Here is a 24,799-nt window from a genome sequence, read left to right as displayed (position 1 = left end):
GAATAATTATGGCTCGCTTTTTTATTGATCGCCCTATCTTTGCATGGGTGATTGCATTATTGATTATGCTCGCGGGTGTACTAGCCATTAGAGGCTTGCCCATTGCACAGTATCCGAGCATTGCACCACCAACTGTGGTGATCAGTGCTTTCTATCCTGGAGCTTCGGCTAAAACCATGGAAGACACGGTTACTCAGGTGATTGAGCAGCGCATGACGGGACTTGATCACTTACGCTATATCTCTTCAACCAGTGACAGTTTTGGTAATACCAAGATTACGTTAACATTCAACGCTGAGGCCGATCCTGATATTGCTCAAGTGCAAGTTCAGAATAAGCTGCAAGCGGCTACCCCCTTGTTACCTACTGAAGTTCAGCAACAAGGTGTACAAGTTAACAAGTCCAGTTCGGGCTTTTTAATGGTACTCGGTTTTGTGTCTGCTGATGGTTCAATGGGCAAAAGCGATATTTCTGATTATGTTGCTGCCAATGTTCAAGATCCAATGAGTCGTGTACCTGGGGTTGGTGAGATCACCCTTTTTGGTGCGCAATATGCTATGCGTATTTGGTTAGACCCGCTTAAGTTAACCCAATACAAATTAACCAGTATTGATGTTATTGCAGCGGTACGTGAGCAAAACGCACAAATATCAGCAGGTCAATTAGGTGGTGCTCCCTCGGTTGCAGGCCAAGAACTTAACGCGACCGTATCAGCGCAGAGTCGATTACAAACCCCAGAGCAATTTAAGCAAATTATTGTTAAATCTGACTCATCAGGTGCCAATGTTTATTTAGGCGATGTCGCCAGAGTCGAATTAGGCGCAGAAAGCTACGCGGTTGACTCATACTATAATGGTAAGCCTGCCTCAGGTTTAGCGTTTAAGTTAGCCACGGGTGCGAATGCGTTAGATACGGCGGAAGGTATTAAGACTAAAGTCAATGAGATGAAAGAGTTTTTCCCTCAAGGGCTTGAAGTTGTTTATCCCTATGACACCACGCCATTCATAGAGCAATCCATTGAAGGGGTTGTAGAGACACTGATAGAAGCCATTGTGTTGGTGTTCTTGATTATGTATCTGTTCTTGCAAAATTTTAGAGCCACACTTATTCCAACTATTGCTGTTCCGGTGGTGCTGTTAGGAACGTTTGCTGTGTTATCTGCATCAGGTTTTACTATCAATACCTTAACCATGTTTGCCATGGTCTTGGCCATTGGTTTGCTGGTGGATGACGCGATTGTGGTGGTTGAGAACGTTGAGCGGATCATGTCTGAAGAGGGCTTAAGCCCGCTTGAAGCCACCCGCAAGTCAATGGACCAAATCACCAGTGCCTTAGTCGGGATCGGTTTGACCTTGTCGGCGGTGTTTGTCCCAATGGCCTTTATGTCTGGTTCCACTGGAGTTATTTATCGTCAGTTCTCGATCACTATTGTATCGGCGATGGCCTTATCGGTATTTGTGGCGATTGTGCTGACACCGGCATTATGCGCCACCATGCTAAAGCCGATTAAAAAAGGCCATACCTATGCCGATACAGGTTTCTTCGGTTGGTTTAATAGCAAGTTTGATGCAATGACATCGCGTTATGAATCGAGTGTGGGCAGTATTCTTAAACGCTCTTTTCGAGTCATGTTGATTTACGTTGGTTTGGTTATCGCTGTGGGTTGGATTTTCTTACGCATGCCAACCGCATTCTTACCTGATGAAGACCAAGGCATCTTGTTCACTCAAGCAATTTTGCCAACCAATTCAACTCAAGAAAGCACGGTTAAGGTCTTAAAAGAGGTCTCTGATTATTACCTTACTGAAGAAAAAGACATTGTAAATTCAGTGTTTACCGTTGCAGGCTTTAGTTTTGCCGGTTCTGGGCAAAATATGGGTCTTGCGTTTGTGGGCTTAAAAGATTGGTCTACACGTGAGGCGCCGGGTGAAGATGTGAAATCGTTGGCGGGTCGAGCCATGGGCCGTTTTTCGCAAATCAAAGAGGCGTTAGTATTTGCCTTTGTGCCACCATCAGTGATTGAACTGGGTACTGCAAATGGTTTTGACGTCTATCTGAAAGACTTAAACGGTCAAGGGCATAGCAAGTTAATTGAGGCGCGTAATCAATTATTAGGCATGGCCTCACAAAACGCTAACCTTGTTGGGGTGCGTCCAAATGGTCAAGAAGATGCGCCGATATACAAAATTAATGTCGATCACGCAAAATTGCGTGCGTTAGACATTGATATCAACAGCGTCAACAGTGTCTTAGGAACAGCATGGGGTGGGTCATATGTAAATGACTTTATTGACCGTGGCCGAGTGAAAAAAGTTTATGTTCAAGGTGAGGCTAAATACCGTATGCAGCCTGGCGACTTAGACTCTTGGTATGTGCGTAACAACCTTGGCGAAATGGTGCCGTTTTCGGCATTTGCATCAGGTACTTGGGAGTTCGGTTCGCCGCAATTACAACGCTTTAACGGTGTACCTGCAATCAATATTCAGGGCTCAACAGTACCAGGCTATAGTACCGGTGCTGCAATGGATGCGTTAGAAGAGATGGCCAAGAAACTACCGCCTGGTTATGGCTTAGAGTGGAATGGCTTATCGTACGAAGAACGTCTATCGGGTAACCAAGCACCGAGCTTATATGCTTTGTCGGTGTTAATCGTGTTCTTGGTACTCGCGGCGCTGTATGAAAGTTGGTCGGTACCATTGTCAGTTATTTTAGTGGTTCCCGTTGGGGTTATCGGTGCGCTATTGGCAATGAGTGCTCGCGGTTTACCTAATGACGTGTTTTTCCAAGTCGGCTTGTTAACTACGGTGGGCCTAGCGACTAAAAACGCCATCTTAATTGTCGAGTTTGCTAAGGAATACTACGAAAAAGGGTCGGGATTAATCGAGGCCACCTTGCATGCGGTGCGAGTGCGTTTACGTCCAATTCTGATGACTTCATTAGCATTTGGTCTAGGTGTACTGCCATTAGCCATTAGTTCTGGAGTGGGTTCTGGTAGTCAAAATGCCATTGGTACTGCGGTATTAGGCGGTATGATATCATCGACATTCTTAGGTATTTTCTTTGTGCCGCTATTCTTTGTGGTGGTTGAGCGCCTTTTCAGTAAGCGTGAAAAGCCCACTGCAGAAGAAGATGAGAAAGTCGATAACGATAGAAAAGATATTTAATTTTTTAAATCGTTAAGTTTAAAAGCCCAGTTTTGCTGGGCTTTTTTGTGTCTATTGTGTAGATGTCGGTATCGTCATTAATAAATTGCTTAAAGGGTGTTAAGTCAGCATTATTTAACGATATTCTTATTATTATTCGATAGAAAACTGTAAGAGTGTTTAAAAAACGCCCTTATCAACATTGATTTAGGTGGTTGATAAGGCTAAACATTAAAAATTTAACTGTAGAATGTTTGACCGTGTCAGTGCGGATACTTGTGTTATAGTTAAAATCTTAATCAAAACAGTTTATTAACATCTATAGGCACAGGGTTTATACTTTAGTGGTTGTTTTTTCGCTAAGGTTGCGCCGATAAAGATGAACTTTTGATTAAATTATGATTATGATAGCTAATAACAAGAATAAAGGATGTCATCATGCAGGCGCTGTTACTTAGCCTTACTTTAGCCACTATTTTGGCTTATCTTTGGTATGCCAGTTTACTTAAAAAACGCACTTCAGCCATTGAAGCACTGAAAGTGATCGACTCAAGAATTGATATGCGATTGACGCTGTTTACTGAGCTGTGTCAGGCCAGACCGTCTTACCATCCCTTAACGGATGATCAGCAAGCCCAATTACAGCAACTAAAACAACTGCAACCTCAGCATGATTGGGGACAACCCATTGAAGCGTCAAACGTGACGGGCGGCTCTTTGTCAGTATCGATTGCTGCTTGGCAACAAATTGATCAAGGTTTAGAGGCGTTATTAGCTACGGTGAATAAAGACAAGTTGAGTGAAGACAAGCTTGCCGAATATTTACAATTAGAACTCGATTTTGTTCACGCAGAAGATTTTTATCGTAAAGCTGTCGATGAGTTGAACAGTGGTGTTAAAATTTTCCCAGGTGCTGCTGTGGCTAAATTGGCTCGTATCGCGCCGATGCCGATATTTGATCAAGTGCATGATTAGCCCAATGATATGGCGTAATCGGCAGACGCTATTGGGTATCGGTATGCTGTTGTCTTGTGCTTGTGTACAAGTGCATGTACAAGCCAAACAAGTGGTTCATCCTGCCGTAGAAGAGGTTGTAAAACCGCAAATCAACGCTAAGTTTATTCCTGAGCAAACCACAGTAAAAAAACAGTTATCGTTACAACCATCTCAACGTACTACTACTGAAAATCTCATCGCGCCGACTCTCGAAGTGAATAATGTGATGAATCAAGGTAAAACTACATCGGTGAATGATCAGCCTGCGAATGATCAATGGTTATTGGACGCCGGCTTTGTCGGCGAAACACCGCAACAACGCACCCTGACCAATGATTATCCGTTAACGCAACCGAGCGGGGTTCCAAGTAAGCCTAGGGTGAAGGCCCTTTACTCCGAAAATGGTATTGTCAGTGATTTTGGCGTTGAAAAACGTAAAGTATATCAATACAAGCAAACCAACGGCGTGATGGTATTTAGTGATCAGCAACCATCACATCAAGACTTCCAAGTTTTACTGTATGAATGCTTTGCGTGTCGAGTCGATTCGGTTATCGACTGGTATAAGATCCCACTATTTACCTCACCTTTTACTACCGACGTTGCGTTGGCTGCGCGCCAATATCAGTTAGACCCGGCATTAATCCGCGCCGTTATCCATGCAGAGTCGGCATTTAAAATGCGAGCGCTATCAAAAGCTGGCGCCAAAGGCCTGATGCAATTAATGCCAGGGACTGCCAAGGACATGGGGGTGGATGATCCTTTTAATGCGCAACAAAATATTCGCGGTGGTAGCCGTTATCTTGCCCAGTTATTAAGTCAGTTTGACGGCGACATCGACTTAGCTTGTGCGGCATACAATGCCGGTCCGACTACTGTGATGCAATACAGCGGTATACCGCCCTATCCTGAAACACAAGCTTATGTGATGCGGGTAAAAATCTTATTAAAACGTTACCAAAAAGCATTATCCAGTTAATTTAAGGTATTTATTGATGAATCAACTAATTGAAAACGTTCAACCTAAGCGCGTTAAAATGAGTCGTACTAACGGTTATTGTATGGCCAGTATTACTGGGCTATTGGTATTAGGGGCTGCGGCGTTACCCGCATTTGCTGCAGACAAATCATCGCTAGTCGCCCCATCACAAGAAGATATGCGTTTATACGACATTGCTAGCGCACCACAAGCCAAACGAATTGAACAAGATCTTCGCACTTTAGTCAGTTTTGGTACCCGCCATACCTTGTCAGATACTGCATCGGACAAACAAGGTATTGGCGCGGCAAGGCGTTGGATTGAAGCAGAATTTAAGCGGATATCAACAGAGTGCGGCGGTTGTTTAGAGGTTATTACTGTGGGTGACACAGTTCAAGGCAAGCGAATCGCGAACCCAACTGAAGTGGTTAACGTTATCGCCATTCAACGCGGTAAAACCGACCCTAAGCGCGTAGTGATGATGAGCGGTGACATTGATTCGCGTGTCAGTGATGTATTGGATGCGACGTCGGTTTCTCCTGGTGCAAACGATAATGCATCGGGTGTTGCTGGAGCGCTAGAAGCTGCCAGAGTATTGTCAAAATATCAATTTAACGGCACGATTGTGTATGCGGCGTTGTCGGGCGAAGAGCAAGGCTTGTATGGCGGTAATATTTTAGCGGACTATGCCAAAGCGCAAAAATGGCAGGTTCAAGCAGTATTAAACAATGACATGATTGGCAATATCTCTGGCATTAATGGGGTGATTAATAATAGTAGTGTACGGGTGTTTTCTGAAGGGGTACGTTTTACCGAAACCGCAGAAGAAGCCAAACAGCGTTATTTTAGCGGCGGCGAGAATGATTCCGCGTCACGTAATCTAGCCCGTAAAATTAAGTCGCTAGCTGACCAATACATGACTAATTTGGAGGTGATGCTAGTGTATCGCCTCGACCGCTTTGGCCGTGGTGGTCATCATTTACCGTTTAATCAGGCCGGTTTACCTGCCGTTCGTATCATGGAAACCAACGAGAACTATAATCGTCAACATCAAGATATTCGTGTTGAAAACGGCATTGCGTATGGTGATGTGATTGAAGGTGTCGATTTTGATTTTACTGCTAAGCTCACCACATTAAATGCCCTTAGTTTAGCCTCAATGGCGTGGGCGCCCGCGCCGCCAACCAAGGTTACCATTGCAGGGCAAGTGTCACCGAGCACTACGTTAAGCTGGGCAAAGAGTGACGATAAAACCATTGTCGGCTATCGCATTTATTGGCGATTAACGACAGTGCCACAATGGACTCACAGTCGCTATGTCGGCAAAGTGGATCAGTTCACCTTAGATAATATGGTTATCGACAACTATCTATTTGGCGTCGCGAGTGTCGCTGCCAATGGTAATGTCAGCCCCGTGGTATTTCCAGGCGCTGCGGGGGCATTTTTTAAATAAAAACCCGTAATGTATATTAAAAATAATCATCAAAAATGCCCAAACAGTTGCTGCTGTTTGGGCATTTTTATATATCAATACTCATTAATAAAACCGTACAGAATAATGAATAGAATGGGTATCATAAATTATTCGCCCACTTCCCACTTTACCGTCGTTTTTCCGTCGGCATGGCCTAATAAAGGCGCTAAATAATCCAGTGCTTCTTTAGCCAATACATCCATTTGCCAAGGGGGATTAATCACCCATAAACCTGCAGCCGTCATGCCAAACTCATCACTGTCGGCATTAATCGCTTGCTCAATACGCAGTTGTTTCTTAATGCCGCTATTTTTGAGCAGGGTTAACATCGCCTCAGTTTGCTCACGTTTCACTACCGGATACCATAAAATAAATGTCCCAGTCGCAAAACGCTTATGGGCTTTAATGAGGGTTTCTGCAACATCTTGATAGTCAGTTTTCATTTCATAGCTAGGGTCAATTAATATTACTCCGCGGCGCTCTAATGGCGGTACCGCGGCAATTAATCCCTGCAAACCATCGCCTTTAATGACCTTGACTTGCTTGTCTTTCATAAAATAATTTTCAAGTAATTCATGATCAGTAATGTGCAGTTCGTGTAACACCATACGGTCTTGCGGGCGAAGTTCAACATCGACAATGGCCGGTGAGCCAGGGTAAACCGTTAACTCGCCATCAAATTCAGCGTTAAAGTGTCGTACCGATTCAACATAATCGGCTAATGCGCTGGGTAAATTAGCGTGGTCCCATAATTTGGCAACACCCTCTAAGTATTCACCGGTCTTTTGGGCAAACTCATCGGTTAGCGAGTACGCGCCTGCGCCTGCATGAGTATCGATATACACATAAGGTTTATCTTTTTTCTGCATCGCTTTTAATACTTGAATAAGCATTGCGTGCTTAAGTACATCGGCATAATTGCCTGCATGATAACCGTGACGATAACTGAGCATGGGCGTTTCCATTAACTAAATGAGACAGTAAAACTGTGTAATAGTGACATTATAAGTGGTCTAGCGCGCGAGGTATAGGTGTTCACTGGTGATGGCTTTTGGCATAATGGCGTAGTTTCTTACATTGGCATGGTAATCATCTTGTTGCAGACACCTATCTTCTTTAATCAGCAGTATCCTTCATTAGTCGATATCGCCCAGCGCTGGCACTTGGTGTGGGACAACGACGCTGCTTTTGAATTGCGTTTTGAGCAAAACTGCTTAAGTTTGCATAAGCGTGATGAGCCTAAGCTTGATGGCATTAGTGTCGATTTTGTCTCTGGTGCAGTGGCGCATCGCCGCAAGTTTGGTGGCGGTCGAGGCCAATCAATTGCCAAAGCGGTCGGACTAAAGCAAGGCGTCACGCCGACCGTTGTCGATGGCACTGCTGGCTTAGGTCGTGATGCATTTGTACTGGCCAGCCTAGGTTGTAAGGTCATTATGGTTGAACGTAATCCCGTGGTCGCAGCCTTGTTAGAAGACGGTTTACGCCGAGCCTATGAAGATGCCGAAATCGGTCAGTGGATGCGCGAGCGGATGAGCTTATTTCACGGTTCAAGTATTAATGCATTAGCCGATGTAGTGAAAACTAGCACTAGCACTAACGTCAGCGAAATTGATGTGGTTTACCTCGACCCCATGTACCCACACCGCGAAAAATCAGCTCTGGTTAAAAAAGAGATGCGCGTGTTCCAAACCTTAGTCGGCGCAGACCTCGATGCTGATGGACTATTAGCCCCCGCAATCGCCTTAGCCACAAAAAGAGTCGTAGTAAAGCGTCCAGATTACGCCGGCGATCTTGATGGGGTAAAACCCAGCATGATCATCGCAAGTAAGAAAAATCGTTTTGACGTGTATGTTCGCGCTGCGATGAAATAGCTTCTATTTTGAAGGCAGAAGTTAGTGTGCCACTTGTGTCGCTGAACCCATATATAGAGCATGACGCTTATGTAGAACTTTGTTGTGCGGAATAAATGGAAGTTTAATAACTTCATGATATTAAATGTTTTTATAATAAAAACTAAACAGTAACCTAAGTGATATTTATTATTGTGGGCTCACTAGTCATGATGTTGAAATGCTAAATTATCGTTAAAGGAATAACATGTATCACCTTCTTCTTATCACTCTGATCGCTGGACTTTTAGCTGCTTGTTCATCGACATCTAGCAATAATGACAAAACCAAAACGGATACGAATCTTCATAGCAGTGATGATAAATTACGTTTAGCAGAGTCGTATTATAAGAACAATCAGCCAGAGAAAGCATTAACACTCTATCAGCAAGCAGCAAATGACGGTAATGCTAGAGCTCAGGGTGAATTGGGGTTGATTTATGACCTAGGTGCTTTAGGGGTTAAAGAAGATAATGCTCTTGCATTCCATTGGTATAATAAAGCCGCGAAACAAAATGACCCTCAATCCTTTGTTAATTTGGCTTCTTTTTATCGTGAAGGTGAATTTGTAGAAAAAGAACTTGATAAAGCGATTTTCTATTATCAAAAAGCACTTAATCAAAAGTTTGCCATGGCAAATTGCGAGTTAGGGTACCTGTATCTAGATGAACCAAGTTATCAAGATTTACACAAAGCCGAGGCTAACTTCCTTATGGGGGCGGAGTCAGAACAAGTACCTTGTTATTTGGGGCTAGCTTATCTTTATGACTTTGAACAAAATGATCAACAGCAAGCTTTTCGATGGTACAAATTGGCGGCTGATAGTGATTCAGCAATTGCGCAGTATAACCTTGCTCTCATGTATATTAATGGGGCTGGAGCTGACAAAAACATCCAACTTGGGCATGAATATTTAGCCATTGCTGTAGAGCATAATTATCCTTTTGCTGTTGGTTATCTTGCTAAAATATATGATTTTGGCTGGAATGTTGGTGAGGATAAATTAGCTGCTGTAGAGCTTTATCATAAAGCCGCAGAGCTTGGTGACGCAGACTCGCAAGTCAATTTGGGTATGTTTTATGAAAATGGTGAGTATGTTTCCCAAAACATTCAAACAGCTTTACAACTCTATAAGATGGCTGCCGATCAAGGTAATGCGCTCGCGTTAAATAATATTGCAGTACTCTATTTAAACGGTGAAAAAGTAGAGAAAGATTTATCAACTGCGGTACCGTTTTTTTATAAAGCAGCTTCATTAGGTAATCCAAATGCACTCACAAACTTAGGTGTAATGTATCGTTTCGGCAATGGTGTGCAACAAGATGATAAACAATCATTTTCTTACCTTAAGCAAGCTGCAGATTTAGGCTTTAAAGCTGCTTATAAGCATCTGGGTATTAGTTATCATTTAGGCAAAGGGACTGAGAAGAATGATAAGTTAGCGCTATCATATCTATTGGATTCAGTTAACCATAGTGCTAACTCAGCTTATTATAGTGGGGTTATTTATTCGCAAAGTTCCGAGGTTACTCATGATTTTGACAAAGCCATTACTTACTTTGAAAAAGCATATGAGCTAGGGCGTCAACAGACTGGTTCGAATCTTGGTTGGATATATGAAACTGCAAGTCCAGAACATCATAATATTCAAAAGGCCATTAACTGGTATCAACAAAGTCTTTCAAGTTCTTATTCATGTATTAGGCTAGCCAAGTTATATCTAAAAGGTGAGGGTGTAGCCAAAGACCTCGATAAGGGGTTTGAGCTTTACCGTGAATATGCACGAATAGAAAAGGCCGATGCAGATGCGCTTATTGGTAATCTATACTTTTTCGGCGATGTAGTTGAACAAGATTATCAAAAAGCTAAGTTGCACTTTGAAAGGGCAATCGCCAATAAGCAGCTCACTGCTGCTAATAACCTGGGCGAAATGTATCGCTTAGGAACGGGTGTGCCACAAGATATACACAAAGCAATTTCACTCTATGAAGCCTCTATAGACTGGGGTGGAATAATTGCCATGGTGAATCTTAGTGAAATTTATTTGAATGGCGAAGGGGTAGCGGTTAACGAAAAGCTCGGTTTGAGTTGGTTAACTAAAGCCGCTGAGCTTGGACAGAACGATGCTCAATATGCTTTGGGAAAGCGATTGATTGGCAACCAAGATCAAGTTGAAGGTGATAAATGGATAAAGCAAAGTGCTGAATTAGGTAATGAAAAAGCGCTTAAATATCTCAACCGAAGTCTTTAATGTTTTCCAATAGCAAATCGGCTATCACGATTTCGAAGTAGCCGATTTGTGGTTTTTTAGCTAGCCGACTTATGTAAGGTGGTATTTCTGCCGCCAGCGAAACCGCATAACGCACACAACACAGCTGCAATAGCACATAACCATAATGGCGCATCCCAATTGCCTGTTGCAGTGTGCAGCGCGCCTGCCACCATGGGACCAACTGCCGCCAGTAAATAACCGACACTTTGCGACATACCAGAAAGTGACGCAGCTTGATGCGGGTCATCGGTGCGTAAACTAATAAACGACAGCCCCAAAATAAAACACGCCCCAGAGCAAAAGCCCAGCATTAGCGTCCATACAAAGGCAAAGTGAGGCATATACTGCAGCCCAAGTGCGCTGCCGGCGCTCAGTAGTGCCAGAATAAAGCTCAGCGCGCTTTGATCTTTTAACTTCGCCAGCAGTGGTATTAATACTAAGCCAGGTAATGCTGTCGCTATTTGAAAAGCGCCATGATACGCCCCCGCTTCAACGGCCGAGTGGCCGGTATCGGTCAATATGCTTGGCAACCAAGTAATGATGATGTAATTCAGAAATGAGTTTAGGCCTAATAACAAACTAATTTGCCAGGCTAATAAATAACGCCATACACTTTTTGATGGTGCCGATTGGTGTGCGCAATAGGTCGGTCTTGTGTGTTTGCCCAGTTGTGCTGTCCACACAATTAAGCTGGCAACCGTGATGATGCCTGCCGAGCCAAGTGCCAGTTGCCAGCCCAAACCGTTTAGTTGACTAAGCGGGAATACCAACGCAGAAAAACCACCTGATGTTACCCCCATCGTCAGCACGTAGGCCGAGGTCATGAGTGCCACTTTAGTGGCAAAATCACGTTTAATGAGGCTTGGTAATAATACGTTAGCAATCGCAATGCCTACGCCAATAATGGCGGTACCGATAAATAGCATGGTTGATGAATTGATAAAACGAGTCGCAATGCCTAACAATATCAGGATTAACGCGGCAAACAAGGCATGCTCTAAGCCTTGTTTTCTCGCAAAAAAAGCCGCCATGGGTGAAACAATTGCAAAGGCAATTAACGGCAGTGTGGTTAAGTAACCTGCTTGAGGATCGGTTAGGCCAAAGTGACTAATAATTTGCTCCAGCACTGGCGCAATACCGGTAAAAGGCGCGCGTAAATTAGCCGCAATAAGCAAAATACCTATCACCAGCAATATGCCTGAGAAGCGAGATTGCGGTTTTTGAGTTAACGTAAGTGCCGTCATAAGGTGCTTTTGTTTTTATAGCAAAATAATGGCCGCTAGTATAAAGATTTTGCGGGCGATATAATTTAGAAATAGTGACATTAAATAACTAAAAACTGACAAAACTATGTTTGAAACCATTGGCTGGGATGAAATCAAAAATTTTGAATATATGGACCAACCCATTATAGCCAAAATAGAGCAGGCTTGTGCTAGCCATGAAATTCCTTTACACACTCATCCCAAAGGGCAGCTAATTTTAGCTTTGCATGGTTATGTCACCTGTGAGGTATCTGCAAAAATGTGGATGGTGCCAACCCATAGTGCTATTTGGATCCCGGCAAATAAAGTTCATAGTAACCGCGCGTCAGATAACGCTGAGTTATGCCACTTATTTATTGATGGCAATATGCCCGGTATGCCACAAAATACCTGCACCTTGGCGATTACGCCCTTAGTTAAAGAGCTGATGTTTGCGCTTGCTGGGAGCAATCAGCATTACGGTTCACACAGCAAAACCGCCCGGCTTGCGCAGGTATTATTTGAGCAACTTACTGAGATGCCGATCCAGCATTTAGATTTTGTACTCTCTAAAAATAGGGTCATTCAGGCGATGAGCCAACAATTGATAAGTCAGCCTGGCGAGAGAAAAACTCTGCCGCAATGGGCCGAACAATTTGCATTAACAGAGCGCACATTGGCGCGACTGATTACAAAAGAAACCGGGATGACATTTGGGAAATGGCGCACTCAGCTGCATATTATTACTTCGCTGCAAGCGCTGTCAGATAGGCAAAGTGTGCAACAGGTTTCTGAATTATTAGGCTATGAGTCGGTAAGTGCGTTTATTACCATGTTTAAAAAAGTCATGAAAACATCACCGATGAAATATATGAACGGGTTAAATGCTTACTAATGATACTCACCTAAGCTCGGGATAATGATAACGTTATCTCTAATCTTGCAAGGACGGGATCCGCTAAGTCATTTTTTGTTGGGCTCGTTTATTGCGGGCGTAGCTTGCTGAGGCAATATTTCGGGACATACTTACGATTCTTTATACCACAACGCCCCTTTGGCTAAGGTTATCAGTTTGTGATTATTCAGTTGCCATAAGTGTCATGAGTAACATTCTTTGTGATCTAGGCATCACTTTAGTCATTTAGAATTATCTGATAGCGATAGTCATATATTGTTTATAACACTCATCGAGTTGGGTGTTTTGTATATCAATAATACTGGCTGAAGGAACCTTGTAAGCCACACTCGGTAGTCACTGTTTCATTTTTTTGTTGGAGATATCATCGTGAAAGAGGTTGCATTCCGTTGGGTAGATAAGTATCTGATCAACGTAAAACTACAGGAAAATTTTCTTGTTCTTTTCTTCACTGCATTGTTTGCTATTGTGGTTATTGGCGTGAGTTTGACTGACGCCGCATCTTCGCAGCGTACTGTGGAGGCGCAAAAACAAGTCGATGTGATTGCCAAATTGGCATCTGCTACTCAATTATCCGCAGCCGAATTGGCGCCAGTACTGCAACATTCCGCGATCAAAATTGACCGTAATACTGATATTTCAGCTCAGGTGTCAGGTCAGGATTATTCACTCAGTTATGTTGGTAGCAACAGCTTTTTGACTGGATTAGGCCTGTGGCACATCATTACTATATGCCTTAGTTTATTGTTGATGCTTGTTTGCTCCCACTATATTAAGACGTTTATTGGCGGCGGCCTATTTCATATTTATGAAGCATTGAGAAAGTTAGCCGAGGGCGATCTTGCTGCTCGTATTGGTTATGCGCCATCACGAAATGAATTCAATTTGATCGCCAGAACCGTTGATCGGGTTTCAGAGCGAGAGCATCTGTTGGTGAAAACCACTCAAGAAGCGGTTGCGCTTATTCAACAAATTAGTGCCCAGTTACGTGTTCGTAGTGATGAAAATACCCAGTTGGCCAGCGTGCAGCAAGACCGCATTGATTCGCTAGCCAGTGCCACTGAAGAAATGGCGGTCTCGATCAGAGAGGTTGCCAGTCACGCCCAAGAATCGTCGACGCAAATATCGCGTGCAACAGAAAAAACTACGCAAGGACAAGCTCAGATCCAAAAAACATTAGTAGAGATTAATCATTTGGCTGGCGAAGTTCGTGGTGCCTCTGTTGCCGTTGCTGAACTTGATAGCAGTGCGACTAAAATTGGTGATGTGATTGCAACGATTAATGCCATCTCCGACCAAACTAACTTGCTGGCCCTTAATGCTGCAATTGAAGCTGCTCGAGCAGGCGAACATGGCCGCGGATTTTCAGTGGTTGCCGATGAAGTGAAAACCTTAGCGGGTAGAACTCAAACGGCGACAGTAGAGATCCAAAAAATCATTGAAACCCTGCAGACCAATAGCCAAGGTGTGATGAACGTTATGGCGCAAACCGTAACAGAGGCTGGATCAAGCGAACAGTTGATGACTCATGCCAGCCAAAGTATTAGTGAGATCGCGGAGCAAAATCAGCATATCTCCGATAGAAGTTTGGAAATTGCCGCCGCGGCTGAAGAGCAAGGTGCTGTGGCCGATAATATTGCCAGTGATGTCGATTCAGTCAGAAGTAGCTCTATTCAAGTGATGGACTTAGTGAATACCACGGCTACAGAAATCGAGAGTTTGAGCCGTCAGGCGGATGTGTTGGAAGGTTTAATGAAGGATTTGATTGTTTAAGCATTTATTTAAGCATTAATTTAAGCATTTATTGGGGCGATTTCAGTTATTGGCGTCGCCCTCTTAATGGTGTTATTTCTCATGGTGATGCTTTGCGGTCACCTAACTCACGATTAACGATTAACTTTATTTTTTTGGCGGTAATATAATAAGGGCAAGAATTGCCTCAATAGCGCCTAGCTTAAGCGAATTTCAACATTAGCCGATAGGTTTGCCCAGTTTGGTTTTCGGCCCAGTGGCCCGAGATGAAGCAACATGGCCATGCATAGACACTCCATATAGCACAGTGGTTCCACATCAACTAGCTTGCGTTGACAACATATTAGGGAGCCTTTACCTAATACCCTATCCCCATTACGGCTGAATTGTCTTCTGTATTGAAGCATCCAGAGTGGCTTGGACATCAAATTTTGATAGGCCTCTATTAATAATCGCTAGCCACTTTTCCCCCTGCGGATTATTACCAAATGCAATGTGTAAACTCTTCTGTTTTAGAACTTTTTTGTTCATTTGCACAAGGGAGGTAATTTTTGCTACTTGTGGATCTGACTTCAAATACTGGTAGACATTGACGTCAATCACTATGGTATCAATACGTCCAGCTGCCAATTTCAATATGTTTTGTCTCTCATTGTTGGCTGTTTCATATTTCTGACTTCCATCAAGTATCATTTTATCGATTTTTACCGTATTCACAAAGCCATTAACAACCCCTAATACATATTGGTTTAAGTCACTCTCTTTACTCCAAATGATAGGCTTTGCTTTACGTTCAAGTAAGCCTATCGGACTCATTCCTAAAGAATTAGAAAATAGAAAATCATTTGAAGTCATCATATATTCAGGGAAATAACCAACAATCTTGCCTATCTTCACCATTCGTATGGCACGATTCCAGGGTAAAACCGTGACGTTAAGCTTATGCCCTTCATAGCTTAATGCTTGTTCAACTATTTGACTGGTAATTCCAGCATCAATTAATTGTGATCCTGTGAATGGTGGCCATTCAAGAGTGGAGAGTTCCAGTGTTTCAGTCATAGCGTTACAAGATATTATCAAAGTCAATAATGCACTTAAGCATAAGATGTTGAACCTAGCTGATAACGCTGAAATCATTTTGGCTCCCTAACCTATTACCTTGTTGTTATAAAACTATAAATTCTAATGATTAATATCAATAATCATTAGAGAGACACTGTCACTCAGACACTAGAACAGCATAAAAATGAGTAATAGAAACAATAATTAATCTGTCGTATAGATTTAATTGTAGTTGGGATTGATGACATTAGGATTGCTTTAACCATATAAAAATTATTATGTTAATTTTTCATGCAAGCAAGTGTGATATTTGGCTATATCAATAGATTAAAATGTTATTACCGTTAGTCGGCTTTATCTATAAATGCCTGTGCAATTTTTTGCCATTCTGATATCTTTCGCGCAATCTAATGTGGGGTTGTATCCAAAGATATTTTGCAGCAATTACCGCGTTAAAAAATGCACGTTAACGCTGTTTATTTTGGGTTGCCTATCTATGGTTAGCTTACTGAATTTTCGCATATTTGTTTCATCTAAAACGCTAAAAAAAGGGCTGACGAGCTTGTCGTTAGCCATTGCCGCAGGACTTTGTTTTAACCTTACGGCACAAGAATCAAACACGCCTATCACTGTCCCACCGAGTGTGACCATACCGCTGCAGACTTACGCAGATGAAAAATTACCGCTTAAAGCGCAAAATACCGAAGAAGTGCCAACTAAAGTACGTTTTGCGAAAACGGCCAATTTTGATCCTGATTCCGTGGTTAAAATAGCCCGCCGACTAGCCCAAAAACCGTATGGGGTTCTTAATGATCCATTACCGCCTGGTTTGGCCAAAATCTCTTATGATGAATATCGCGATATTCGCTTTAAGCCAGAAGCCTCCATTTGGAAAGCCGAAGGCTTGCCTTATCAAATGCAGCTATTTCATCGTGGTTTCTATTTCCAAGATTTAATTGAAATTGCCTTGGTCGAAGGCAATCAAGCCACCCATTTGGCCTATAATTCGGGATTTTTTACTGCTGGCGATGTGCTTAGCCAAAAGTTACCGACACAAGATATTGGCTATTCAGGTTTACGCATTCATTACCCGCTGAATAACCCAGCGTATTTTGATGAATTAATGGTATTCCAAGGGGCGAGTTATTTCCGTGCCTTGGGTAAAGGTAGCGATTACGGCTTGTCTTCAAGGGGCTTAGCGTTAAATACCGCAGAGCCTGAAGGCGAAGAATTTCCGATATTTCGCGCCTTTTGGGTTGAACGCCCAAACAGTGACAGCAATTTAATCGTGGTGCATGCATTGCTAGACAGTCCTAGCGTTGCTGGGGCGTATCGATTCTCTGTTAGGCCTGGCGATAATACTCATATCGATGTGGAAGCGACCTTATTTCCGCGCAAAGAGTTAGTCAAAGTGGGCTTGGCTCCTAGCACGAGTATGTTTTTACACTCGATGAATGGTCGTCAAAACACCGATGATTTTCGGCCTGAAGTGCACGACTCCGATGCGCTATTAATATTAAACGGTCGTGGCGAACGCTTATGGCGGCCATTGGCTAACCCAAAGCAATTACAGGTGAGTGCCTTTATGGATAACTCGCCTCAAGGTTTTGGCTTAATTCAACGCGAACGCAGTTTTGAAGCTTATCAAGACCTCGAAGCTCACTATGAACGTCGCCCAAGTTTATGGGTTGAACCGGTCGGAAATTGGGGTGCAGGTGAGGTGGTGTTGACCGAAATACCGACTGATTCTGAAATTCATGACAATATCGTCAGTTATTGGAAACCCAAACAACCTATCGCCGCAGGCAGCGAGTTTCATTTTACCTATCGTTTAATTTGGGGTGATGAGCCCGAAGTAGATGATGGCACTGTTATTGTTGCGCGCACTGCTAGCGGCCGAGCTGATATTGCTAAAGCCACGCCAAGGCGCTTGTTTGTTGTCGACTATCAAGTTAAAGCCGGCAATAACGATGAAATGCCCGTTGTGAAAGTCCAAAGTTCAGCGGGCGTTATCACCAATGTAGTCGTGTCTCGTCAGCCAAAAAACAATGGTTATCGTTTGGCATTTGAAATGGACCCACAAGATGCGGAATTGATTGAGCTGCGTGCTGAGCTTAAGTTTACTGGCCCACGCGAAGTCGAAACCTGGCTTTACCGTTGGACTCGGTCATAGCAAACATGATGCAGACTGAATCTATTACTCGCGACACTATTACCCGCGACACTAGGATAAGCGACACTAGGATAAGCGACACTAGGATAAGCGACACTAGGATAAGCGACACCGAAATCAACTTGGTCGGCGGCGCAGTGATGCCACTAGAGCGACCAAGCCCAATGGCGCCGCAGAGTTTACGCGTGCTGTCTGAAGGCATGCCGCGTAAAAGCACCATCGCCAATGGGGTAACGTCCGAGGCTTCCCGCCGATTTTGGGTGGTTGGTAGTGCTTTTATTATCTCGGTGATGGCGATTTATGAAATGGTGTCGGTATTTAATGTCGGCGGTATTACGCCGCTTGAATACATCGTTTTAGTCTTGTTTGCGGTTAACTTTTGTTGGATAGCGTTGGCATTTAGTGGTGGCATAGCAGGCTTTGTTATTCTATTGAAAAGCACCTCATCTGTACCTACGGCAACCGTAGCGCTGCATACCCGAACCGCGATATTAATGCCGACTTATAACGAATCACCCGATCGTGTTTTTGCCGCAGTTGAAGTGATGGCCATGGCGCTGGCGGCGTCGGGCGAAGCACATGCTTTTGACTGGTTTATATTAAGTGACACTACCGATCCCGATATTGCGTTGGCTGAAGAGCAGGCTTTTTTGATTTTGCGTCATCAAGTGAGCAAAGATGCGCGGGTTTATTACCGACGTCGTCGTAAAAATGATGCCCGTAAAGCCGGTAACGTGGCCGACTTTTGTAAACGTTGGGGCGCCAGATACGATCACCTTTTAGTGCTAGACGCAGATAGTTTAATGGAAACCCATACTATCGTTAGCCTTGCTCAGCGCATGCAGGCCGATCCAGACGCCGGACTTATCCAAACCATTCCGTATTTAATCAATGGCAATACCTTAATGGCGCGGTTACAGCAATTTGCTGCGCGAATTTATGGTCCTGTTATTGGTACGGGGCTATCCTGGTGGGCGCACAAAGAAGGCAACTTTTGGGGTCATAATGCCATCATTCGTACTGAGGCATTTATGAGCGCCGCAGGCTTGCCCAACCTTGCAGGTAAACCGCCTTTTGGTGGCCATATTATGAGCCACGACTTTGTTGAAGCAGCCTTGATCCGCCGTGCGGGTTGGAGTGTGGTAATTGCCGCAGACCTGCCAGGCTCTTATGAAGAATGCCCGCCTTCGATTGTCGATTTAGCCGTGCGCGATCGACGTTGGTGCCAAGGTAATTTACAGCACACTCGAGTGTTGTTTACTAAAGGGTTGCATTGGGTTAGTCGCTTACATTTACTCACCGGAATTATGGCCTATTTGTCATCGCCATTTTGGTTAATGCTGATCTTGTCGGGGTTAATGCTGGCGTTACAGGCGCATTTTATTCGCCCAGAATATTTCACCGATCAATTCTCATTGTTTCCGACCTGGCCTGTTATGGACTCAGACCGTGCCCTGCGGTTGTTCTATATCACCATGGGGATATTGTTCGGTCCTAAAATTCTGGGGATAGTGTTATTACTGAAAAATAGCACCATGAGTAAGCAATTAGGTGGCAGAGGCAAAGCCATGATTAGCGTGGTGGTTGAGGTGATTTTGTCGGCACTCATTGCGCCAATCATGATGCTAATCCATTGCGGTGCAGTACTATCGATTTTAGCAGGACGCGATAGCGGTTGGTCGCCACAACGACGTGACGACGGCAGCTTACCCTGGTTAACCCTGATTTACCGCCATCGTTGGCACATGTTGGTTGGTGCGCTATTAGGTTACGCTGCGGTGCTGGATTCACTTACCTTACTGGCTTGGATGAGTCCGGCATTAATTGGTTTGTGGCTGGCGGTGCCGCTTTCTGGCATGACAGGATCAGAGCGTTTGGGGTTGTGGGTCAAGCGTCTGCAAATTTTGGCCACACCGGAAGAAATGTGTGCGCCAAAGCTCAGCCTAGACTCGTTATCTCGCCGTGAAGATTATATTAACGCCATTGCTCAGCCGTGGACCTTATCAACACTGCTGCAAGACCCAGAGTTAATGGAGCTTCATTTAGCCATTATTGATAAAAAACCTCATCGCTTACCAGGTTCTGCGGTTGAGTCGCTCGAAGCGATTACTCGCGTTAAAGTGCAAGAGGCACAATGCCAACACAACATTGCCAACCTTTTTACGCGTCAAGAATTGGCCTATTTACTGGGTAACCCTTTATTGTTAAAACAATTACAAAAGCTCCCTGAGGAGTTTGTTATCGAGGGCTTAGTGTCTTTTTGTTAGCTGATTTTTGGGCGGATTATCCTGCTCGGATAATCAATGACCTACAAAATAAGATGGTGGATTCAATTCACCATTTAGGCGCTACATTGGTGGTAACGTGTCGTCGCACCCCCTTAAACTGACCTTTTTGTTAAACAAGGTTGGACAAGGCGTTCTGGCACGTAGAAACGATTGTTTAATCCGCCTCGGCCTAGATGTGAACGACCCAGCGACGCTTTGTCGATTAAGCTGATAAAAAATCTATTTTACCAACAGGTTAGTTAACACACTTTGTCGTGCTAATGCCGTTGACCTTGCTTTTATTCATCAACGCCCCCCTTTGAAAGCTTAATTAGCGTAAGCCGAAAATCTTGTTCGGCTGACGCTATTGCTTGCTAATTTAGGGGACTATATTTGGGGATAATATTTAGGGGGCTATATTTAGGGGACAATATTTTGATTAATCCTAAATAGATTGGCGGGGTCGAATTGCTGTTTTATGCTTTTGAGCCGAGCAAAGTTCGAGCCATAGGCTTCGCCAATACTGTTGTCATCGCCTTCTGGGATAAAATTCACGTAAATACTGCCCATTGAATATTGAGTTAACTTTGCATGTAACTGCCGCGCCCATTGTCGACAAAGATCGTCGTCTTGTGCATGTTGCCAGCGGGTGTGAATATTCATGGTGAAGTGTGCATTACGATTGAGCCAGGGCGTTGCGTGCGGCGCCACCTTTGTCATCGCCCCGCCAAGGTGAGCAATAAAAATTTCACACTCATCGCTGGGTAAGGTTTGGATGGCGTGTGCTATTTCGGTCACGGTTTCAGTGTTGAGCTGCGCCATATCAAGACTTTTCCAATAATTTCTGGCGCCTTCGGCTAACAAGGGATCAAATGCGGCTTGCCAATCAACAAACGGCATCGGCCCCACCACGTCGGCAATGGGTTGGCCAATTTTTCTAATTTCTGCTGTGGCAGCCTGACCTTGGGCAATATCGCCCACATAACACATAGCCAATACTACCACTTCTTTACCATGCCACTCTTCCGGTAAAAACGGTAAAGGTGGTGCTTTGCGCATCACCACCCAACAACTGAGTTCTTCAGGAGCCTTATCGATGGCGGCTTGATACTGTTGCAGCACGTTTTTCACATCATTAAAGGGGTGCACTACCATGCCGGCTAATACCTCTGGGCCAGCTAGATGCAAATTAAATTCAAATTCAGTGACCACACCAAAATTACTGCTACCACCCCGTATTGCCCAAAAGAGATCTGCATGTTGGTTGGCATTAACCTCGAGTAATTCGCCTGTTGCGATGACCAGCTTAGCCGAGCGCAGACTATCGATGGTTAAACCAAATTTTCGGGTTGTCCAGCCAAAACCACCGCCCAGGGTCAACCCCGCAATCCCCGTGGTTGAATTGATCCCAGTTGGCACCAGCAGACCATATTGTTGCGTCGCCTTGTCTACATCCGCTAAGGTTGCGCCGGGACCGACCTTGACGGTTTGCTGTTGTTGGTTAACGATAACATCTGTCATCGCTTGAAAATCAATTACCAGTCCACCGTCCGCTAATGCCTTACCGGCGATATTATGGCCGCCCGATTTTATCGCTAACAAAATGCCATGGGTACGGGCGAAATTGACAGCTTTGACTACCGCTTGTTCATCGCTAACGCGAACAAATAAACTCGGTTTTTTATCTATCATGCCATTCCATAGGGCGCGGGCGTCATCATATTTTTCTGAGTCAGGCATGATGATCTCTCCCGATAGAGAGCTGTTAATGTCGCTTTTCTTTAAGGCTACAGCCGTGCCATCCATTTTTTTAAAACGTATTGTATTCATATGCTTATTACTCCTATCCATTACTGCTCTACTTCAAGATTATCGTTCTATATTCGAGGTTTTGAATAAGCTATAAACATCAGTGTTTACCCAGTCATTGCATAATGATGCCGAGATCAAAACCACCCAATCCAGTAGGTCATTGAATTTTATTGAATTGACCTTGAATACTGATTTTTACGGGGCAAGGCTTTGATAATCAGCAGTGAGCACGGTTATCTGCCCGCCATGTAAAAAGCATAGTTTATCTTGGGTGGTATACCGCGAATAGTGAATAGCCATTGCGCTTTAATTAATGTCCAATCGTCCATTTATTAACCTAAACTTTGAACGCGAGTAAAAAAATTGAGTAATGAAGCTCTCAATAAAACCAAATTGAACAAACAAGAATTGTGCAAAGCTAGCTTTTGCATAAATTAAAGGATGATTGATATGGATATATTGTCAAAAGTACTCGATACCATACATATAAAAGGTGCGCTCTATTTTGAAGTGGAAGCGGCAGAGCCATGGGTATTAGTTAATCCAACGATGAATTTAATTGGTTCTTTTATGTTGACCGAAGTAGAACATGTTATTCCTTTTCATATTATGTTGGACGGCAACGGCTGGGTAAAATCTGACAATAAGCTGATGGCACCATCAAGACTTGAATCTGGCGACGTCGTTATGTTTCCTAAGGGTTCAAGCCATTCCTTGACATCCAACATCAATAATTGGCAGGGAATAGCAGCGGATGCCCGTTTTTATCAACAAACTGCTGCAAAAAAACAACCGTTTACATTAGTAAAAATTGGTGAAGAAGGTGAGCGCTCAAAACTTATTTGCGGCTATATCGGTTTTAATGCCCAGCCCTTAAATCCGCTGTTAAAGACCTTACCAGACATGCTGGTGGTCAAAGAGCATGTGGGTAGTGAGGGGGTGATGAAGCAATTACTCGTTTCTACCTTAAGTGAAATGCGCAAGTCCAGTGAGGGGGCGCGCAATATTGTCACTAAGTTAAGTGAATTAATTTTTACTCAGGCCTTAAGGCAACACATGGAAAATCTTGCGGACACGCAGGGCCAAAGTTGGCTCGCGGCCATGAAAGATGAGCACATAAGCCGGGCGCTGATATTGATCCATCAAGAGCCGTTTAAAAAATGGAACCTAGCAATACTCGCTATTGAGTGTGGCATGTCCCGCTCATCACTGGCGGAGCGATTTAATCATTATGTTGGACAACCACCGATGCAATATATCAATCGCTGGAGAATGCAACTGGCTTCAAAGCTATTATCTGATGGCATGAGTATTGTGTGCGTTGCTGAGCACGTGGGTTATAGTTCAGAATCGGCCTTTCAAAAAGCCTTTAAACGTTATGTTGGCCTGACTGCTGGCGAATGGCGAGCCAAACAACAAAAAATGCTGACAAATAGTTAAATGACAAAACGCCAGTTAAGTTATTGCATCATGTAGATCATATCGTTATGGGTAGGCGCTTTGATGCGGATGAAGGCCGTACGGCCTAGTTTATTTTTATTGTGTCGTTTTGATTTAACCAAAATCACTGCAGTAAAAAAGCCCTGTCGGTTAATGTCGCCAGAGCTTTTTACCATTGACCACGTTACAACAGCATTATGCTTTTGGTGACGGGCACCCAAGATAGTCTTTTAGTGTTGCGTTAAATAAGGTGGCTTTTATGTCTACCGATAGATCTGTTGCGCTATTTGAAGTGGCACCTGCTTTGGGTAAATGTTGTAGCATATAATCAGGTGAGTAATCTGGTTCAGCCACCGTGGCGACCCATTCACAAGCTGTTTTTTTTTGTTCTGACGCAAGAAACTCCGCAAGCTTTTGCTCAAAATGTTGTTGTTCAAGAGCTGATAGCTTCCAAATAGAGTTTTTTTTAATTAACTCTACCACTGCGTGTGATGGCTTGTGGGTGACCCGTAGAGTATCAAAATACACATATGCGCCGGCTAAAAAATAGCCGTTAATTGCCGCGTTATAGTCTTGTGATTGTATACAAGCAGCAACAGAATGAAACAGCACAACAGGTGTTGTGTGATTATTCAATTGGCTAGGCATTAAGCAGTTTACTTCACTAGGTGGTTTAGCGTAATCAGGGATCACCACCGCGACTTCAGGTTCTGCTGGAGACGGCGTGCACGCCGGAATAAGCCTTTCATCTAATACTTTTATTTCCCAGTCATCTTTATTGCTAGGTCCATGCTGTGCGGATACGACGTAACGCATGCACTCTTTGGCTAATAGCGGATAAACTAATGTCGAAGAGGCTTTTTTGCTGCGTAGTGGTCCTGTGGTGCTTAGGTGTACAGTGTGATATCCCGGTTTAATATTTTTTGTCAGCTTACCGCTTTGAAAAGCACCATCAATGGCGATAATCTCAACATTATAATTGTCAGCATCTGATATCTTACTTTGACTACCATCAATCATGGCGTAAGGCGTCGACTGGCATCCTACTAAAACAAAACAACTGATAATTAAGGGTAATTTCATATTTTTTTACTTTTATATTAAGGTGACAACATGAATAAACACACTCTAAAAGACAAAGCGTGCGACGTATTTACCTAGATTGAGTTTTACCAATGGGTTGCAGAAAGCAGAAGGGCCAACATTGCCTATGTGAATAGGCCTTAACAATATTATGTTAGTTGGTGAAGCACTTTCCATAGCACTCATCTTGTTTTACTAATGTAGTTTTTTTGTTTCATTTTAGTCAAGGTGATTATTCATTTCGATATCACTTATTGTTGGCTAAGCCATTAGGTTATAGCTTGTTAATCGTAATAA

15 protein-coding genes and 1 pseudogene are annotated in these 24,799 nt (G+C 43.6%); 11 read left to right on the top strand and 5 right to left on the bottom strand.

Going from position 1 to position 24,799, the window contains the following annotated elements:
* Nucleotides 1-8: 8 nt before the first annotated feature.
* The 4 genes and pseudogenes from AAEZ00_RS02295 (at nucleotide 9) to AAEZ00_RS02280 (ending at nucleotide 6,571) form a co-directional block, all read left to right on the top strand.
* A complete protein-coding gene (locus tag AAEZ00_RS02295) occupies nucleotides 9-3,164 on the top strand; it encodes an efflux RND transporter permease subunit (protein ID WP_124012815.1) in 3,156 nt (1,051 codons plus the stop codon).
* Nucleotides 3,165-3,581: 417 nt separating this feature from the next.
* On the top strand, nucleotides 3,582-4,118 hold the full coding sequence (locus tag AAEZ00_RS02290; protein ID WP_101033298.1) for a hypothetical protein: 537 nt from the start codon (nucleotides 3,582-3,584) through the stop codon (nucleotides 4,116-4,118).
* 370 nt (nucleotides 4,119-4,488) lie between these two features.
* Nucleotides 4,489-5,118 (top strand): annotated as a pseudogene (locus tag AAEZ00_RS02285) (lytic transglycosylase domain-containing protein); the annotation flags it as partial.
* 82 nt (nucleotides 5,119-5,200) lie between these two features.
* Nucleotides 5,201-6,571 carry a M28 family peptidase gene (locus AAEZ00_RS02280; RefSeq protein WP_502959314.1) on the top strand — a complete coding sequence of 457 codons (1,371 nt, stop codon included), beginning with the start codon at nucleotides 5,201-5,203 and terminating at the stop codon, nucleotides 6,569-6,571.
* A 128-nt stretch (nucleotides 6,572-6,699) separates the two neighbouring features.
* Here AAEZ00_RS02280 and AAEZ00_RS02275 read toward each other — a convergent pair whose 3' ends face one another.
* Nucleotides 6,700-7,545 (bottom strand): 23S rRNA (adenine(2030)-N(6))-methyltransferase RlmJ, encoded by an 846-nt coding sequence (locus AAEZ00_RS02275; RefSeq protein ID WP_351088252.1) that lies wholly within the window; start codon nucleotides 7,543-7,545, stop codon nucleotides 6,700-6,702.
* Between the two features lie 129 nt (nucleotides 7,546-7,674).
* Between AAEZ00_RS02275 and AAEZ00_RS02270 the strand changes: the two genes are divergently transcribed.
* Together AAEZ00_RS02270 and AAEZ00_RS02265 are read left to right on the top strand one after the other, a co-directional pair.
* The gene (locus AAEZ00_RS02270) at nucleotides 7,675-8,463 is read left to right on the top strand and encodes a class I SAM-dependent methyltransferase (protein ID WP_351075501.1); all 789 of its coding nucleotides are present in this window, start codon (nucleotides 7,675-7,677) and stop codon (nucleotides 8,461-8,463) included.
* Nucleotides 8,464-8,689: 226 nt separating this feature from the next.
* Nucleotides 8,690-10,732, top strand: a complete 2,043-nt coding sequence (locus AAEZ00_RS02265; protein ID WP_351088250.1) for an SEL1-like repeat protein — start codon at nucleotides 8,690-8,692, stop codon at nucleotides 10,730-10,732.
* Between the two features lie 56 nt (nucleotides 10,733-10,788).
* Here AAEZ00_RS02265 and AAEZ00_RS02260 read toward each other — a convergent pair whose 3' ends face one another.
* Entirely contained in the window at nucleotides 10,789-11,997 is a 1,209-nt protein-coding gene (locus AAEZ00_RS02260) for an MFS transporter (protein ID WP_351088248.1), read from the bottom strand.
* 106 nt (nucleotides 11,998-12,103) lie between these two features.
* Here AAEZ00_RS02260 and AAEZ00_RS02255 point away from each other — a divergent pair, with 106 nt between their 5' ends.
* Together AAEZ00_RS02255 and AAEZ00_RS02250 are read left to right on the top strand one after the other, a co-directional pair.
* Nucleotides 12,104-12,892, top strand: a complete 789-nt coding sequence (locus tag AAEZ00_RS02255) for an AraC family transcriptional regulator (protein ID WP_101033293.1) — start codon at nucleotides 12,104-12,106, stop codon at nucleotides 12,890-12,892.
* A gap of 390 nt (nucleotides 12,893-13,282) precedes the next feature.
* Nucleotides 13,283-14,686, top strand: a complete 1,404-nt coding sequence (locus AAEZ00_RS02250) for a methyl-accepting chemotaxis protein (RefSeq protein ID WP_351088245.1) — start codon at nucleotides 13,283-13,285, stop codon at nucleotides 14,684-14,686.
* Between the two features lie 354 nt (nucleotides 14,687-15,040).
* Here the strand turns inward: AAEZ00_RS02250 and AAEZ00_RS02245 are convergent, their stop codons facing one another.
* Complete coding sequence (locus AAEZ00_RS02245; RefSeq protein WP_124012810.1) at nucleotides 15,041-15,802, bottom strand: substrate-binding periplasmic protein; 762 nt, start codon at nucleotides 15,800-15,802, stop codon at nucleotides 15,041-15,043.
* 421 nt (nucleotides 15,803-16,223) lie between these two features.
* Between AAEZ00_RS02245 and AAEZ00_RS02240 the strand changes: the two genes are divergently transcribed.
* Both AAEZ00_RS02240 and mdoH read left to right on the top strand, forming a co-directional pair.
* Nucleotides 16,224-17,900 (top strand): glucan biosynthesis protein G, encoded by a 1,677-nt coding sequence (locus AAEZ00_RS02240; RefSeq protein ID WP_124012809.1) that lies wholly within the window; start codon nucleotides 16,224-16,226, stop codon nucleotides 17,898-17,900.
* A gap of 5 nt (nucleotides 17,901-17,905) precedes the next feature.
* The gene (mdoH, locus tag AAEZ00_RS02235; RefSeq protein WP_351088242.1) at nucleotides 17,906-20,167 is read left to right on the top strand and encodes a glucans biosynthesis glucosyltransferase MdoH; all 2,262 of its coding nucleotides are present in this window, start codon (nucleotides 17,906-17,908) and stop codon (nucleotides 20,165-20,167) included.
* Between the two features lie 420 nt (nucleotides 20,168-20,587).
* On the opposite strand, the gene AAEZ00_RS02230 is transcribed toward mdoH, so the two are convergent.
* Nucleotides 20,588-21,997, bottom strand: coding sequence for an FAD-binding oxidoreductase (locus AAEZ00_RS02230; protein WP_351088240.1), 1,410 nt, complete (start codon nucleotides 21,995-21,997; stop codon nucleotides 20,588-20,590).
* 432 nt (nucleotides 21,998-22,429) lie between these two features.
* Here AAEZ00_RS02230 and AAEZ00_RS02225 point away from each other — a divergent pair, with 432 nt between their 5' ends.
* On the top strand, nucleotides 22,430-23,419 hold the full coding sequence (locus AAEZ00_RS02225; protein ID WP_350978380.1) for an AraC family transcriptional regulator: 990 nt from the start codon (nucleotides 22,430-22,432) through the stop codon (nucleotides 23,417-23,419).
* Nucleotides 23,420-23,614: 195 nt separating this feature from the next.
* Here AAEZ00_RS02225 and AAEZ00_RS02220 read toward each other — a convergent pair whose 3' ends face one another.
* The gene (locus AAEZ00_RS02220; protein WP_124012807.1) at nucleotides 23,615-24,502 is read right to left on the bottom strand and encodes a hypothetical protein; all 888 of its coding nucleotides are present in this window, start codon (nucleotides 24,500-24,502) and stop codon (nucleotides 23,615-23,617) included.
* Nucleotides 24,503-24,799 lie beyond the last annotated feature (297 nt).

Source organism: Shewanella sp. S1-49-MNA-CIBAN-0167 (genome assembly GCF_040310145.1).
Taxonomy (GTDB): domain Bacteria; phylum Pseudomonadota; class Gammaproteobacteria; order Enterobacterales; family Shewanellaceae; genus Shewanella; species Shewanella psychromarinicola.
Note: the sequence above shows the minus strand (reverse complement) of the source record. Positions and strands in the feature narration are given on the sequence as shown.